The following is a 14,934-nucleotide window of genomic DNA, read 5'->3' as shown; positions in this document are numbered from 1 at the left end:
CTCCAACTTGCAATCGCCCCCTCAGGCCGCACATCGGCCTGAGAAAGAGAGGTCTTCATGTCCGGACATCCCATCCTTCCCGCCGACCCCATCACGCTGCCGCTGCTGCCGCTGCGCGACGTCGTCGTCTTCCCGCACATGGTCATCCCGCTGTTCGTCGGGCGCCCCAAGTCCATCAAGGCCCTTGAGGCCGCGATGGAGGCAGGCCGCCAGATCATGCTGGTGGCCCAGAAGGCCGCCGGCAAGGACGAGCCCAAGCCCGAAGACATGTTCGAGGTCGGCTGCGTCTCCAGCATCCTGCAGATGCTCAAGCTGCCCGACGGCACCGTGAAGGTGCTGGTCGAAGGCCTGCAGCGCGCCACGACCCTGTCCATCACCGAGCCCGGCGAGCACTTCGTCGCCGAGGTCACGCCCATCCCGCCCGAGACCGAGCACGCGCCCGAGGTCGAGGCCCTGCGCCGCGCCGTCACGCAGCAGTTCGACCAGTACGTCAAGCTCAACAAGAAGATCCCGCCCGAGATCCTGACGTCCATCGGCGGCATCGACGATCCGGGCCGCTTGGCCGACACCATCGCCGCCCACTTGCCGCTCAAGCTCGATGCCAAGCAGGCCGTGCTGGACCTGGCCGAAGTGGCCAAGCGCCTGGAGAAGCTGCTCGACCTGCTCGAGCACGAGGTCGACATCCTGCAGGTCGAAAAGCGCATCCGTGGCCGCGTCAAGCGCCAGATGGAGAAGAGCCAGCGCGAGTACTACCTGAACGAGCAGGTCAAGGCCATCCAGAAGGAACTCGGCGACGGCGAAGAAGGCGCCGACATGGAGGAGCTCGAGAAGAAGATTCTCGCGGCCCGCATGCCCAAGGAAGCGCGCAAGAAGGCCGACGCCGAGCTGAAGAAGCTCAAGCTGATGTCGCCCATGTCCGCCGAAGCGACGGTGGTGCGCAACTACATCGACACCCTGGTCAACCTGCCCTGGAGCAAGAAGACCAAGATCAAGCACGACCTCAAGAACGCCGAGGACGTGCTCAACGAAGACCACTATGGCCTCGAGAAGGTCAAGGACCGCATCCTTGAATATCTCGCGGTGCAGCAGCGCGTCGAGAAGGTCAAGGCGCCCATCCTGTGCCTGGTCGGCCCTCCGGGTGTCGGCAAGACCTCGCTCGGCCAGAGCGTGGCCCGCGCCACCGGCCGCAAGTTCATCCGCATGGCCCTGGGCGGCGTGCGCGATGAAGCCGAGATCCGCGGCCACCGCCGCACTTATATCGGCTCCATGCCGGGCAAGGTGCTGCAGTCGCTGACCAAGGTGGGCACGCGCAATCCGCTGTTCCTGCTCGACGAGATCGACAAGCTGGGCATGGACTTCCGTGGCGACCCGTCGTCGGCCTTGCTGGAGGTGCTGGACCCCGAGCAGAACCACACCTTCGGTGACCATTACATCGAGGTCGACTTCGACCTGTCCGATGTGATGTTCGTCGCCACGTCCAACTCGATGAACATCCCGCCGGCCCTGCTGGACCGCATGGAAGTGATTCGCCTGTCGGGCTATACCGAGGACGAGAAGGTCAACATCGCCCAGACCTATCTGCTGCCCAAGCAACGCAAGAACAACGGCGTGCTGGACGAAGAGCTGGAAGTCACCGAGTCTGCCGTGCGCGGCATCATCCGCTACTACACGCGGGAAGCCGGCGTGCGCTCGCTCGAGCGCGAGATGTCCAAGATCTGCCGCAAGGTGGTCAAGGGCATCCAGCTCAAGACCTATGAGGGCAAGGTCACGGTTACCGAGGACAACCTCAACGACTTCTTGGGCGTGCGCAAGTACGACTTCGGCCGTGCCGAGAAGAAGAACCAGGTCGGCCAGGTCGTCGGCCTCGCATGGACCGAAGTGGGCGGCGATCTGCTGACCATCGAAGCCACCGCGATGCCGGGCAAGGGCAACATCATCCGCACGGGCTCGCTCGGCGATGTGATGAAGGAGTCGGTCGAGGCTGCTCGCACGGTGGTGCGCTCGCGCGCCCGTCGTCTCGGCATCAAGGACGAGGTCTTCGAGAAGCGCGACGTGCACGTCCACGTGCCCGATGGCGCGACGCCCAAGGATGGTCCGAGCGCGGGTGCTGCGATGACGACGGCCTTCGTGTCCGCGCTGACCGGCATCCCGGTGCGTGCCGACGTCGCGATGACCGGCGAGATCACACTGCGCGGCGAAGTCACGGCCATCGGTGGCCTGAAGGAGAAGCTGCTCGCGGCCCACCGCGGCGGCATCAAGACCGTGATGATCCCGGAAGAGAACGTCAAGGACCTGCAGGACATTCCGGAGAACGTGAAGAACCAGCTGGAGATCGTGCCGGTGCGCTGGATCGAGCGCGTGCTCGAGGTCGCACTGGAAGCCGCGCCGACGCCGCTGCCCGACGAGGAAGTCCCCGTCGCCGCGGCCAAGCCGGAAGATGGCGCCGCCAAGACCACGGTGGTCCCTCACTGAAGAAGTGCCGCTGGCTTGTCAGCCGACCAAAAATTGGATTACAATGCCAGCTTCGCTAGATCGCAAAGAGTGATCCAAGTGTTCTAGCGAAATTGCGTAAGCAATGCGGGTGTAGCTCAGTTGGTAGAGCGCAACCTTGCCAAGGTTGAGGTCACGAGTTCGAGCCTCGTTACCCGCTCCAGTTTTTCAAAAGGGAAGCCCCGGCTTCCCTTTTTCATCAGAGTCGCACCAACGGCTTTGATTGGGTTTTACGGCGGCGCGGTAGCAAAGCGGTTATGCCCCGGATTGCAAATCCGGTTAGTCCGGTTCGACTCCGGACCGCGCCTCCAAAAAATTCGCTTTTAGGCACCATGCGGGTGTAGCTCAGTTGGTAGAGCGCAACCTTGCCAAGGTTGAGGTCACGAGTTCGAGCCTCGTTACCCGCTCCAAAAAATCGGTCGCACCGATGTTTGGCCGCAAGGCCAGGCGAAATGCGCGGGTGTAGCTCAGTTGGTAGAGCGCAACCTTGCCAAGGTTGAGGTCACGAGTTCGAGCCTCGTTACCCGCTCCAAATTCACGGGAGATTCGAGCGATCGAGTCTCCCGTTTTCTTTTGTGCGGCCGGGATAATCCGCTCGCCGCGTGGGTGGCGAAATCGGTAAACGCAGCGGACTTAAAATCCGCCGTCTCGAAAGGGACGTACGGGTTCAAGTCCCGTCCCGCGCACCAACTCCTCAAACGGTCAGCACCTGCTGGCCGTTCCTGTTTTCGGGCTGCCAGGCGTGGACGGCCGTGTCCTGCCAGCCCAGCACTCGGCTGATCCAGCCCTGCAGGGCGACCGGATCGCCGCTGGTCTCAATGTCCAGTGCGGGTGCGCCGTCAGTGGGGGGGCACAGGCTGACCGCGCGACGCGCGACAGCGGTCTCGATACGCAGCAATTCAACATCGGCACCCAGCGCCGCTCGCCACAGCGGCTCGATGAATGGATAGTGAGTGCAGCCCAGCAGGGCGGTGTCGACGCCGGCCGCGCGCAAGGGCTCGCAATAGCGCTCGACCAGAGCCCGAAGCTCGGTGCTGTCCAGGTCGCCGGCCTCGATGTGATCGACGACGCCGGCGCAGCCCTGCACGACGACCTGTCGATCGCCTATATGCCTGTCAATCAAGGCGCGCAGCCTTGCACTGGCCGCCGTCGCGGGCGTTGCCAGCAGGCCGATGCGGCCATTGCGCGTTGCCGCAACGGCGGGCTTGATGCCAGGCTCAGTGCCGACGAAGGGCAGGGTGGGCCAGCGCTCGCGCAGCGCCTCGATGGCATGAGCCGTGGCTGTGTTGCAGGCCACGACGATGAGTTCGGCGCCGCACTCGATCAGATGTTCGGTTATGGCGATGCTGCGAGCACGGATGTCCTCGGGGCTGCGGTTGCCATAGGGCGCATAGGCGGTGTCGGCCAGGTAGCGCAGGCGCGCGGTGGGCAACTGCTCGCGCAACTCGCGCAGCACCGTCAGTCCGCCGACGCCGGAGTCGAAGACGCCGATCTCGCGGCGCGTGTTGGGTTCAATCTGCATGGGCAAAAAGCAGTCTAGCTTCACGATTTCGAGAGGCCTCTCCAAAAAAGCTTCGTCCACCGCCAACAAGGGTCTGGCTAGAATCGAACGATCGTGCTTTTTTATGCGCGGCTCCGCCCGGAGCGACCCTTAGAATCTGATTAACGTTTACGTCAATTCGAGCTGGAGTTTTCGATGAAGGTCTTGGTCCCTGTCAAACGCGTCGTCGACTACAACGTCAAGGTGCGCGTCAAGAGCGACGGTACGGGCGTTGATATCGCCAACGTGAAGATGTCGATGAACCCCTTCGACGAGATCGCCGTCGAAGAGGCCGTGCGCCTGAAGGAGAAGGGCGCCGTCACCGAAGTGATCGCCGTGTCCTGCGGCGTCACGCAGTGCCAGGAAACCCTGCGCACCGCCATGGCCATCGGTGCCGACCGTGCCATCCTGGTCGAGACGCCCGCCGACCTGGAGCTGCAGCCCCTGGCCGTCGCCAAGCTGCTGAAGGCCCTGGTGGACAAGGAAGGCCCCTCGCTGGTCATTCTGGGTAAGCAAGCCATCGATGACGATTGCAACCAGACCGGCCAGATGCTGGCCGCGCTGACCGGCATGCCGCAAGGCACCTTCGCCTCCAAGGTGGAAGTGGCCGGCGACAAGGTCAACGTGACGCGTGAAGTGGACGGCGGCCTCGAGACCGTGTCGCTGAGCCTGCCGGCCGTCGTGACGACCGACCTGCGCCTGAACGAGCCGCGCTACGTCACGCTGCCCAACATCATGAAGGCCAAGAAGAAGCAGCTCGACGTCGTCAAGCCCGCCGACCTGGGCGTGGACGTGACGCCACGCATCAAGACGCTGAAGGTCAGCGAGCCGCCCAAGCGTGGCGCTGGCGTGAAGGTGCCTGATGTGGCCACCCTCGTCACCAAGCTGAAGACCGAAGCCAAGGTGATCTGATGACCTTGCGGGACAGACCGCGCGGCGCAGCCGCGTGCTCTGTCCTCAACTGATTCAAAAGAATTTGGAGATATTGAAATGACCGCACTCGTCATTGCTGAACACGACCACGGCACCCTGAAGGCCGCCACCCTGAATACCGTCACCGCCGCTGCTGCCCTGGGCGGCGACGTGCACGTGCTGGTGGCCGGCCACAACGCCGGCGCCGCCGCCGCGGCCGCCGCGCAGATCGCTGGCGTCGCCAAGGTCCTGCACGCCGACTCCGCCGCCCTGGCCGAAGGCCTGGCCGAGAACGTCGCCGCGCAAGTCATCGCGCTGGCCTCGAGCTACAGCCACATCCTCTTCCCCGCCACCGCCGCCGGCAAGAACGTCGCCCCGCGCGTCGCTGCCCTGCTGGACGTGGGCCAGATCAGCGACATCACCAAGGTCGTCAGCGCCGACACCTTCGAGCGCCCGATCTACGCCGGCAACGCCATCGCCACCGTGCAGAGCGCCGACGCCACCAAGGTCATCACCGTGCGCACGACCGGCTTCGACCCGGCCGCTGCCACCGGTGGCTCGGCCGCCGTGGAATCCGCGGCCGCTGCGCCCGACTCGGGCAAGAGCAGCTTTGTCGGCCGCGAGGTCACCAAGAGCGATCGCCCCGAGCTGACCGCCGCCAAGATCATCGTGTCCGGCGGCCGTGCCCTGGGCTCGAACGACAAGTTCATGGAAGTGCTGACGCCGCTGGCCGACAAGCTGGGCGCTGCACTCGGCGCTTCGCGCGCCGCCGTGGACGCCGGCTACGCCCCCAACGACTGGCAGGTCGGCCAGACCGGCAAGATCGTCGCGCCCCAGCTCTATGTGGCCTGCGGCATCTCCGGCGCCATCCAGCATCTGGCCGGCATGAAGGATTCCAAGGTCATCGTCGCGATCAACAAGGATCCGGAAGCGCCCATCTTCTCGGTGGCCGACTACGGCCTGGAAGCCGACCTGTTCACGGCCGTGCCGGAACTCGTCGCCGCGCTGTAAACAGCCCACGCTGACCACATCGGGCGCCCCGACTTTCGTCGTCGCGGCGCCCTTTTTGTTTCCGCCAGGAGGAACAAATGAGTTACCAAGCCCCCGTCAAGGACATGCTCTTCAACATCCAGCACCTCGCTGGCCTGGAGACGCTGACCCAACAGATCCCTGCCTTCGCCGATTTCGGCCTGGACACCGCCGCTGCCGTGCTGGACGAATGCGCCAAGCTGACCCAGGACGTCATCGCGCCGCTGAACTTCGAGGGTGACAAGAACCCGTCGAGCTGGAAGGACGGCGTGGTCACGACGACGCCCGGCTTCAAGGAGGCCTTCCGGGCCTATGGCGAAGGCGGCTGGCAGGGCCTGGTGCACCCGCCCGAGTTCGGTGGCCAGGGCGCGCCCAAGACGATTGCGGCGGCCTGCAACGAGATGCTGCAGTCGGCCAATATGAGCTTCGCGCTGTGCCCGCTGCTGACCGACGGCGCCGTCGAAGCCCTGCTGACCGCGGGCAGCGACGAGCAGCGCAGCGTCTATATCCCCAAGCTGCTGGACGGCTCGTGGACGGGCACGATGAACCTGACCGAGCCTCAGGCCGGCTCGGACCTGGCCCTGGTGCGCACGCGCGCCGAGCCTCAGGGAGACGGCAGCTACAAGATCTTCGGCACCAAGATCTTCATCACCTATGGCGAGCACGACATGGCCGAGAACATCGTCCACCTCGTGCTGGCCCGCGTGGCCGGCGCGCCGGAGGGCGTGAAGGGCATCAGCCTGTTCCTGGTGCCCAAGTTCATGGTCAATGCCGACGGCTCGCTGGGCGCGCGCAACGACGCCCACTGCGTGTCCATCGAACACAAGATGGGCATCAAGGCCAGCCCGACGGCCGTGCTGCAGTTCGGCGACCACGGCGGCGCCATCGGCACCTTGATCGGCCAGGAAAACCGCGGCCTGGAGTACATGTTCATCATGATGAACGCGGCCCGCTACGGCGTCGGCCTGCAGGGCATCGCCATCGCCGACCGCGCTTACCAGAAGGCCGTGGCCTACGCCAAGGACCGGGTGCAGTCCCGCCCGGTGGACGGCTCGGTGGCCGGCAGCGCCGCCATCATCCACCACCCCGATGTGCGCCGCATGCTGATGACCATGCGCTCGCTGACCGAGGGCTGCCGCGCGATGGCGAGTACCGCTGCGGCTGCGTTCGACGCCGCCCATCATCATCCCGATGCCGAGGCGCGCAAGCAGAACCAGGCCTTCTACGACTTCATGGTGCCGCTGGTGAAGGGTTACAGCACCGAGATGAGCCTGGAGGTCACTTCGCTCGGCGTGCAGGTGCACGGCGGCATGGGCTTCATCGAGGAGACCGGCGCGGCCCAGTACTACCGCGACGCCAAGATCCTGACCATCTACGAAGGCACGACGGCCATCCAGGCCAACGACCTCGTCGGCCGCAAGACCTCGCGCGACGGCGGCCAGCTGGCGCGCGGCATCGCCGGCCAGATCGAAGTGACGGAAGGCGCCCTGGCCAAGCGCGACAGCGTCGCCGCCCGCGCGGTGCTGAAGGCCCTGCGCAGCTCGCGCGAGGACTTTCTGGCCGTGGTCGACTTCATCGCCGGTTCCGCCAAGGGCAATCCCAATGCCGCTTATGCCGGCTCGGTGCCCTATCTGATGCTGGCGGGCAATCTCGTCGCCGGCTGGCAACTCGCGCGGGCCCTGATGGCCGCGGAAGACGCCTTGGCGACTGACAAGGAATTCATGGCCGCCAAGATCACGACGGCGCGCTTCTATGCCGAACACATCCTGCCGCGCACCGCATCGCTGCGTGCCGCCATCGTGGACGGCGCGGACAGCGTGACCGAGCTGTCGCTCGAATCCTTCTGAGGAGACTGAATTGGCATTGCCACCGATCCTGAAGAACCTGCCGCTGCCGGTCATCGGCTCGCCGCTCTTCATCATCAGCAACCCCAAGCTCGTCATCGAGCAGTGCAAGGCCGGCGTCGTCGGCGCCATGCCGGCGCTCAACGCCCGGCCCGCCGAACTGCTCGACGAGTGGCTGGCCGAGATCACCGAAACGCTCGCGGCCTACAACCGCGCCAATCCGGACAAGCCGGCCGCGCCCTTTGCCATCAACCAGATCGTGCACAAGAGCAATGAGCGCCTCGAGCACGACATGCAGGTCTGCGCCAAGTACAAGGTGCCCATCGTCATCACGTCGCTGGGCGCGCGCGAGGACGTGAACGCGGCCGTGCATGGCTGGGGCGGCATCGTGCTGCACGACATCATCAACAACAAGTTCGCCAGGAAGGCCATCGAGAAGGGCGCCGACGGCCTCATCGCCGTGGCGGCCGGTGCGGGCGGCCATGCGGGCGTGAAAAGCCCGTTCGCGCTGATCCACGAGATCCGCGAATGGTTCGATGGCCCGCTGGCCTTGTCGGGCTCCATGGGCACGGGCGACGCCATCCTGGCCGCCCAGGCCATGGGTGCCGACCTGGCGTATATCGGCTCGGCCTTCATCGCGACCGAAGAGGCGCGCGCCAGCGCGGAGTACAAGCAGATGATCGTCGCCAGCAACAGCGACGACATCATCTACAGCAACCTCTTCACCGGCGTGCATGGCAACTACCTGCGCGGCTCCGTCGTCGCGGCGGGCCTGGACCCGGAGAACCTGCCGGAGAGCGACCCCAGCAAGATGAACTTCGGTGGCAGCGCGGCCAAGGCCTGGAAGGACATCTGGGGCAGCGGCCAGGGTATTGGCGCGGTCAAGGAGGTTGTGCCGGCGGCGCAGCTGATCGGCCGTCTCAAGCGCGAGTACGCGGCAGCGCGGCAGCGCCTGTCCCTGAGCTGATCCGCACCTGAAGCTGCAACGGCCGCCCTCGAGGCGGCCGTTGCTTTTGGTGGATTTCCTGTCCCTGAAGCGGGCGACGCATGAAAACGTCTCGCACGGGTTTTCCATGAAACCGCTTTCTTGCTTCTCCCAGGAGGATGGCAGGCAAATTTGAAAGCGCTTTCATAAATGCTTTCCGATGGCGACCTGACCCTTGCAGCGGCTGCATGCGGGGGAGAGCAGTAGGTCTTCGCAGTCGAGACGCCGGCCGGGGAAGGGCCAATCCGCCCTCCCAGCGTTGGGACCCGAACGACCCGCCGATCCCCACGACGAGCGGGCAAGGAGACAAAGGTGAATCTTGTTTTGCGTTGCTTGCGCCTGCTCGGCGCTTGTTGGTTGCTGGCCCTCGGCCTGCTCGGTGCCACGCCGGCCCTGGCCCAGGACTACACCCAGGGTGTCGAGGTCAGCGGCACCACGGCCACGATCTGGTTCAAGTCCAATGTGTCGACCACCTGGGTCGATGCCCACTACACGGTCAACAACGGCGCCCAGCAGAACATCCGCATGACGGCCGCCAACGGCCGCTATGAACAGAAGCTCACCGTCGCCAGCGGCAACGTGATCGGCTACTGGTTCACCTACAACAACGGCACGCCGGCCTACGACACGCCCAAGTTCACGTACACGGTGGGCGGCGACACGGCCAGCGGTCCGATCTGCTTCTACGCCGACATCAACTACACCGGCGCCAGCCTGTGCGTCAGCGCCGATTCGAGCTGGATCGGCACGGCCTGGAACGACCGCGTCTCCTCCGTCAAGGTGCAGTCGGGCTACCAGGTCACGCTGTACAACGACGTCAACTACGGCGGCTCCTCGCTGGTCCTGGCAGCCAACGAGCCCAACCTCGTCAACCGTGGCTTCAACGACCTGACGTCCTCGTACAAGGTCGGCCAGGCCAGCGGCACCTGGAACGGCCGCACCACCTTCAACATCGTCAACCAGACCGGCGGCCGCTGGGCCGACGATCAGGTCTACTGGGCCATCATTGGCAAGGACTGGAGCACCGACAAGTTCGTGCGCGTGGATGCCTCGGGCAACTTCATTCCCATGTCCACGGCCGACAACGGCGCGCTGACCAAGGGAGGCCAGACCTATACCAACTACTTCCACAAGCTCAGCAACACCCGCTCCATCACCATCCCGGCGCTGAATTCGGCCCGCGTGCTGCTGTCGGTGGGCTCGCCGATGTACATCAAGGTCGTCGTCGATGGCAACGGCAACATCGGCTATGCCGGCGCCAACATCGAGAACCCGACCGATCCCAACATCGACGTCTACTTCGACTTCGGCGAGATGGCCATCATCCCGCAGGGCCGCCCGGACCCCGGCATCTTCATCAACACGACGCGCGTCGACCATTTCGGCTTCCCGCTGAAGCTGCGCGTGCAGGGCTTGGGTGGCTATGACCAGACCGTGGGCGAGGCCCTGGCCGAGACGCGCGACCAGCTCTTCAGCAAGTTCATTGCCGAGGTGCCCACGCAGTTCAAGCCGCTGGCCCAGTCGCCTTATTCACCGTACCGCATCATGGCCCCGGCTCACGCCAGCTTCAAACCCGGCCAGGCCAACGCCAACTATCTGCAGCCCTATATCGACGCCGTCTGGGCGCGCTACCGCAACGAAGACCTGGTCTTCACGCTGCAGAACCTGGGCACCTTCCGCGGCCGCGTCAGCGGGGACCGCTTCACCTTCACGGGCGGCTCGCCGGCCGGCACCTTCTACATCAACGGCAAGCCCGACACGGCCATGGTGCTGCTGGGCGCCGGCCTGCTGGCCGACGCGAGCGGCAACCCGACCAACACGGGCACGCAGCTGCAGATCCAGGCCCAGATCTGCGCCGCGCTGAATCGCCACGTGATGGAAACGCCAGCCAACTGGTACGTCCAGTCTGCCCATTACCCGTCGGGCACGCTGGGCAACTGGTACGCCAAGTTCTGGCATGACCACAGCATCAACAAGAAGGCCTATGGCTTTGCGTATGACGACGTCGGCGACTTCAGCCCGTCGCTGCACACCCAGGCCCCGACGACGGTGACCTACACCATCGGCTGGTAGGCCCACTACGCCATGAACAAGGCCCCGCGTTGCGGGGCCTTTTCTTTTGCGGATCCGTTCAGCGCCTGGCGTTGATGCGCCAGGCTGGCAGCGTCCAACCGGTCCAGAGTGCAAGCCCGCGCAGCAGCACGGCCGTTGCCGCTGCAGCGCTGATGACCGCCCATTGCGGCGCTTGCAGCTGCACGGCGCCCACCAGCACCCAGCCCCCGACGAAGCTGCACAGCGCGTAGGGCCGGTGGTCGTGGAAGGCAGCCGGAATCTCGTTGCAGACGATGTCCCGCAGCACGCCGCCGAAGGTGGCCGTGATCACGCCCATCAGCACGGCGACGATGGGCGGCTGGCCCAGGTCCAGAGCGATCAGCGCGCCGTTGGCGGTGAACAGGCCCAGACCCAAGGCGTCGGGCCACTGGATGGCCTTCTCCGTCAGCGCCAGGTGGCGTCGGCGCAGGAAGAGCATGGCAGCGAAGGACAGGGCCATCAGTGCCCACAGCCAGTCGGCGTGCTCAACCCAGAAAAAGGGCCGCCGGTCCAGCAGCACATCGCGCAGCGTGCCGCCGCCGAAGGCCGACAGGCCCGCCACGATGCACAAGCCGACGACGTCGAGATGCTTGCGCGCGCCGGCCAGCAGGCCGGACAGCGCGAAGGCAAGGGTGGCGGTGATCTCGACGACGGACTGGATCGTCGAGAAGTTGATGACGGGAGGTTTCACTCTCGGATCATCGAGTGACGCTGTAGCTTGCGGGCCGAGCGCCGGGCCGCGCCCTAGCCGGCCCGCCTTTGGCGATGTGCTTGCCGGTCAATCCGGCAAGCATCGCCGTCCCCTCGGGGACCGACCAGGCGCGCTCGCGTCCAGCGGAGCGAGACTGGGCGAGGGGCATCATTTCACCGTGGCCCATTTGGCCTGCGGCGCGTCGTTGGCCGAATGCGGAATCGTCACGCCGGCCTTCATCGCCCAGGGGCGCACCTGGTGGTGGATGGGGATGAAGAGGAACTCGTCGCGGGTGCGCTTGAGCGCCTCCTGCATCAGCGCCAGGCGCCTGGGCACGTCGGTCTCGACCTTCATCTGTTGCACCAGGGCGTCGACCTTGGCATCGCTGACGCGCGAGAAATTGCCCTTGCCGTCTGCGCCGCCGGTCTTGGTGTGGACGATGTCCTGCAGCGTGTATTGCGCGTCGAAGGTCGTCACACCCCAGCCGTACATATACAGCGGCAGCTCGTAGCGCTGCATGGCGGCCGAGTGCTGGGTCATGGGCTGGGTGCTGAGCTTGGCCTTGATGCCGACGCGCGCCCACATGGAGACGACGGCCTGGCAGATCTCCTCGTCGTTGACGTAGCGGTCGTTCGGGCAGGCCAGCGGCGTCTCGAAGCCCTCCGCGTAGCCGGCTTCCGCCATCAGCTGCTTGGCACGGGCCAAGTCGGACTTGGCCACCGTGTCCAGCTCCTGGGACCAGCCGTAGGCCACCGGCGCCACCATGATGCCGGCCGGGATGGACAGGCCGCGCATCAGGCTGCGCTTGATGGCTTCGCGGTCGATGGCCAGCGACATGGCCTCGCGCACGCGCTTGTCCTTCAGCGGGTTCTTGCCCTTCACGTTCGAGCCCTTGAGCTCGTCGCTGCCGATGTCCAGCGCGAAGAAGATGGTGCGGTTCTCCGGGCCGTCGATGACCTTCAGGCGGGGGTCGGCCTTGAGCTTGGCGACATCCTGGGGCGGCAGGTCGGTCAGCAGGTCGAGGTCGCCGGAGAGCAGGGCGGCCACGCGGGTCGCGTCGGACTTGATGGGCAGATAGGTGACCTCGCTGATGTTGCCCTTGGGCTTGTCCCACCAGTCCTTGTTGGCCACCATGGCGATCTTCTGGTCGGGCGTCCAGCTGACGATCTTGAACGGCCCCGTGCCCATGGCGTTGCGCGAGGCGTAGGTGTCTTCCTTGGCCTTGAAGTCCTGCGGGTTCTCCGAGCGGTTCTTGGCCGCCCAGGCCCTGCTGAGGATGCGCACATAGGTCAGGTTGCGCGTGATCACGGGGTTGGGACCTTCGAGCATGAAGTCCACCGTGTAGTCGTCGATCTTCTTCACCTCCTTGATGCCGGAGGCGTAGATGATCATGTTGCTGGCCGGATGCTTGATGCGCTGCAGGCTGAAGACGACGTCATCCGCCGTGAAGGGCGTACCGTCGTGGAACTTGACGCCGCGGCGCAGGTCGAAGCGCAGCTGGGTGGGCGTCACATAGGTCCACTTGGTGGCCAGCGCCGGCTCGACGTCGAACTTCTCGGTGTAGCGGGTCAGGCCCTCGTAGGCATAGCCCGTGATGGTCGACGTCGCCGAGTGATTCTGCGAATGCGGATCCAGCGTCTGGATGTCGTTCTGCGCGGCCCAGCGCAGCGAGTTGGCATTGGCGGTGAGGGATGCGCACGCCAGCAGGGCGGCGGCGACCAGACGCAGCTTCATCTTGGGAATCCTCGTTGATTCGGAGCCGCGATGATCGCTGATTGCCGATGGGTTTCCGGGGTGTTGCCGGACTGTTTCCCTGCTGGGGCTGGGGTCACAGCGCCGCTTGCTCGGTGACGGGTGGTCGGTTGGCGGGCGCCGGTGATTGCAAGCCCGTCATCATGCCGGCCACGAAGTCGATGAACGCCCTGACCTTGGCCGGAACGTGGTCGCGACTGGGGTAATAGACGTAGAGAGGGAAGGTTTCGTCAGGCCAGTCCGCCAGAACGGGCACCAGCGTGCCCGCGCGCAGGTGGGCGTCGATGCCGAGGTCGATCACCTGGACAATGCCATGGCCCGCAAGGCAGGCGCCAATCTTGGTGCCCGCTTCGGTGACGGTCAGGCTGCCGCTCACGGCCACCTTGACCTTCTCATCGCCGCGCCAGAACTCCCAGTCGAAGGACCTGCCGGTGGCTGGGTCGATGGCCAGAATGCACTCGTGACCATCTTCGACCAGATCCCTGGGCGCCTTCGGCCTACCCCGTTGCGCGAGGTAGGACGGCGCGGCCACGGTCAGGACCCGCGGGCTGTAGAGCCGGCGACAGACCAGGGTCGACAGGGAGGGTGGTCCAAACCGTATGGCCAGATCAAAGCCATCGCTCACGAGGTCCGAGAGGTCGTTCCTGGTCTCCAACTTCAGTTGAAGTCCGGGGTGGCACTTCAGGAACTGGGCCAATTCCGGCGCCAATACCAGGCGGGCAAAGACGGCGTCACAGGCCACACGGAGCGTTCCCTTGACGGCTGCGGCCTGGCCTGAGGCTCCGACGGCAGCGTCTTCGATCCCCTGGAGCAGGGGCAGTACCTTTGACAACAGCTCGTGTCCGGCGTCTGCCACTTCGACGTGCCGGCTGCTGCGATGCACCAGCTTCGCCCGCAGGCGGTCCTCCAACCGTTGGATGGCGCGACTCACCGCGGGTTGGGTCTTGCCCAGGCGCAGTGCCGCACGACCAAAGCTCCTGGATTCGGCCACGGCGGCAAGGGCAAGCAAGTCGCTGACAAATCCGCCGTCGAGGTCTTCCATGGTCGTTCCGGTAGTGGCCGCGCTCCGGCTATTGGACTCGAAGCGCCGTTCCCTTCCATCGAGCCTGCCCTATCGATGCGTTCCGATCATGGCTGCGATAACCGCGTCGCAGTAGGCGAGGGCGGGAGGAGCTTTCAACATGTGGGTCGTTCGACCACTGAGTAAACCCAACCATGACACAGACCCAAGCCATCGTCGCTTTGATCGAGGACTATTTCCATCTGGCCTACGAGCCCGAGAGCCGGGATTTCAACCAGGTCTTCCATCCGAGCTGCCTGGTCCAATGGCTGCAGGACGGCCAGCTCAACACCCTGTCGGCGCCAGACTATGCGGCGCTCATCCATGCGCGGCCGAGTCCCCGCTCGACTGGCGCGCCCAGAGAAGAGGCCATCCTCTGCACCGAGAACATCTCGGACAGCCTGTCCACCGCCACGGTGAGGGTGCGCATCGGGAAGAAGCTGTTCAACGATCACTTCGTCTTGCATCGGCTGGCGGGCAGCTGGCTGATCACCAACAAGTCGTCCTTCGTCGCCCACAACTTCGATTGAAGCGCTTCGC

General features: G+C 65.2%; 11 protein-coding genes and 5 tRNA genes. 12 read left to right on the top strand and 4 right to left on the bottom strand.

Annotation, left to right across the window (positions count from 1 at the left end; all coding sequences use genetic code 11):
• The first annotated feature begins 57 nt into the window (after nt 1–57).
• From lon to J2X20_RS05290, 6 genes are all read left to right on the top strand, one after another.
• Nucleotides 58–2,472, top strand: a complete 2,415-nt coding sequence (gene lon, locus J2X20_RS05315) for an endopeptidase La (protein WP_310261859.1) — start codon at nt 58–60, stop codon at nt 2,470–2,472.
• Between the two features lie 105 nt (nt 2,473–2,577).
• Nucleotides 2,578–2,653 (top strand) — tRNA-Gly (locus tag J2X20_RS05310).
• Nucleotides 2,654–2,727: 74 nt separating this feature from the next.
• Nucleotides 2,728–2,801: transfer RNA gene (locus J2X20_RS05305), tRNA-Cys, on the top strand.
• A 23-nt stretch (nt 2,802–2,824) separates the two neighbouring features.
• Nucleotides 2,825–2,900: transfer RNA gene (locus J2X20_RS05300), tRNA-Gly, on the top strand.
• 46 nt (nt 2,901–2,946) lie between these two features.
• A tRNA-Gly gene (locus J2X20_RS05295) sits at nt 2,947–3,022 on the top strand.
• A gap of 68 nt (nt 3,023–3,090) precedes the next feature.
• A tRNA-Leu gene (locus J2X20_RS05290) sits at nt 3,091–3,179 on the top strand.
• A gap of 5 nt (nt 3,180–3,184) precedes the next feature.
• On the opposite strand, the gene murI is transcribed toward J2X20_RS05290, so the two are convergent.
• Nucleotides 3,185–4,012, bottom strand: a complete 828-nt coding sequence (gene murI / locus J2X20_RS05285; RefSeq protein WP_310261856.1) for a glutamate racemase — start codon at nt 4,010–4,012, stop codon at nt 3,185–3,187.
• 174 nt (nt 4,013–4,186) lie between these two features.
• On the opposite strand from murI, the gene J2X20_RS05280 reads away from it, so the two are divergent.
• From J2X20_RS05280 to J2X20_RS05260, 5 genes are all read left to right on the top strand, one after another.
• Nucleotides 4,187–4,942, top strand: coding sequence for an electron transfer flavoprotein subunit beta/FixA family protein (locus J2X20_RS05280; protein ID WP_310261853.1), 756 nt, complete (start codon nt 4,187–4,189; stop codon nt 4,940–4,942).
• 78 nt (nt 4,943–5,020) lie between these two features.
• Nucleotides 5,021–5,953 (top strand): electron transfer flavoprotein subunit alpha/FixB family protein, encoded by a 933-nt coding sequence (locus J2X20_RS05275; protein WP_310261852.1) that lies wholly within the window; start codon nt 5,021–5,023, stop codon nt 5,951–5,953.
• Between the two features lie 77 nt (nt 5,954–6,030).
• Nucleotides 6,031–7,818 carry an acyl-CoA dehydrogenase gene (locus J2X20_RS05270; protein ID WP_310261850.1) on the top strand — a complete coding sequence of 596 codons (1,788 nt, stop codon included), beginning with the start codon at nt 6,031–6,033 and terminating at the stop codon, nt 7,816–7,818.
• A 10-nt stretch (nt 7,819–7,828) separates the two neighbouring features.
• Nucleotides 7,829–8,782, top strand: coding sequence for an NAD(P)H-dependent flavin oxidoreductase (locus J2X20_RS05265; protein WP_310261848.1), 954 nt, complete (start codon nt 7,829–7,831; stop codon nt 8,780–8,782).
• 330 nt (nt 8,783–9,112) lie between these two features.
• Nucleotides 9,113–10,873, top strand: coding sequence for a beta-1,3-glucanase family protein (locus J2X20_RS05260; RefSeq protein WP_310261846.1), 1,761 nt, complete (start codon nt 9,113–9,115; stop codon nt 10,871–10,873).
• 58 nt (nt 10,874–10,931) lie between these two features.
• On the opposite strand, the gene J2X20_RS05255 is transcribed toward J2X20_RS05260, so the two are convergent.
• From J2X20_RS05255 to J2X20_RS05245, 3 genes are all read right to left on the bottom strand, one after another.
• Nucleotides 10,932–11,582, bottom strand: coding sequence for a trimeric intracellular cation channel family protein (locus tag J2X20_RS05255; RefSeq protein ID WP_310261842.1), 651 nt, complete (start codon nt 11,580–11,582; stop codon nt 10,932–10,934).
• 168 nt (nt 11,583–11,750) lie between these two features.
• Complete coding sequence (locus tag J2X20_RS05250; RefSeq protein ID WP_310261839.1) at nt 11,751–13,316, bottom strand: ABC transporter substrate-binding protein; 1,566 nt, start codon at nt 13,314–13,316, stop codon at nt 11,751–11,753.
• A 94-nt stretch (nt 13,317–13,410) separates the two neighbouring features.
• Nucleotides 13,411–14,376, bottom strand: coding sequence for a LysR family transcriptional regulator (locus J2X20_RS05245; protein ID WP_310261836.1), 966 nt, complete (start codon nt 14,374–14,376; stop codon nt 13,411–13,413).
• Nucleotides 14,377–14,549: 173 nt separating this feature from the next.
• Here J2X20_RS05245 and J2X20_RS05240 point away from each other — a divergent pair, with 173 nt between their 5' ends.
• Complete coding sequence (locus tag J2X20_RS05240) at nt 14,550–14,924, top strand: nuclear transport factor 2 family protein (RefSeq protein WP_310261832.1); 375 nt, start codon at nt 14,550–14,552, stop codon at nt 14,922–14,924.
• Nucleotides 14,925–14,934: the final 10 nt, after the last annotated feature.

The organism is Roseateles saccharophilus (assembly GCF_031458095.1).
In the GTDB taxonomy this organism is placed as follows: domain Bacteria; phylum Pseudomonadota; class Gammaproteobacteria; order Burkholderiales; family Burkholderiaceae_C; genus Pelomonas; species Pelomonas saccharophila_A.
This window is presented reverse-complemented; position numbering and strand designations above follow the sequence as displayed.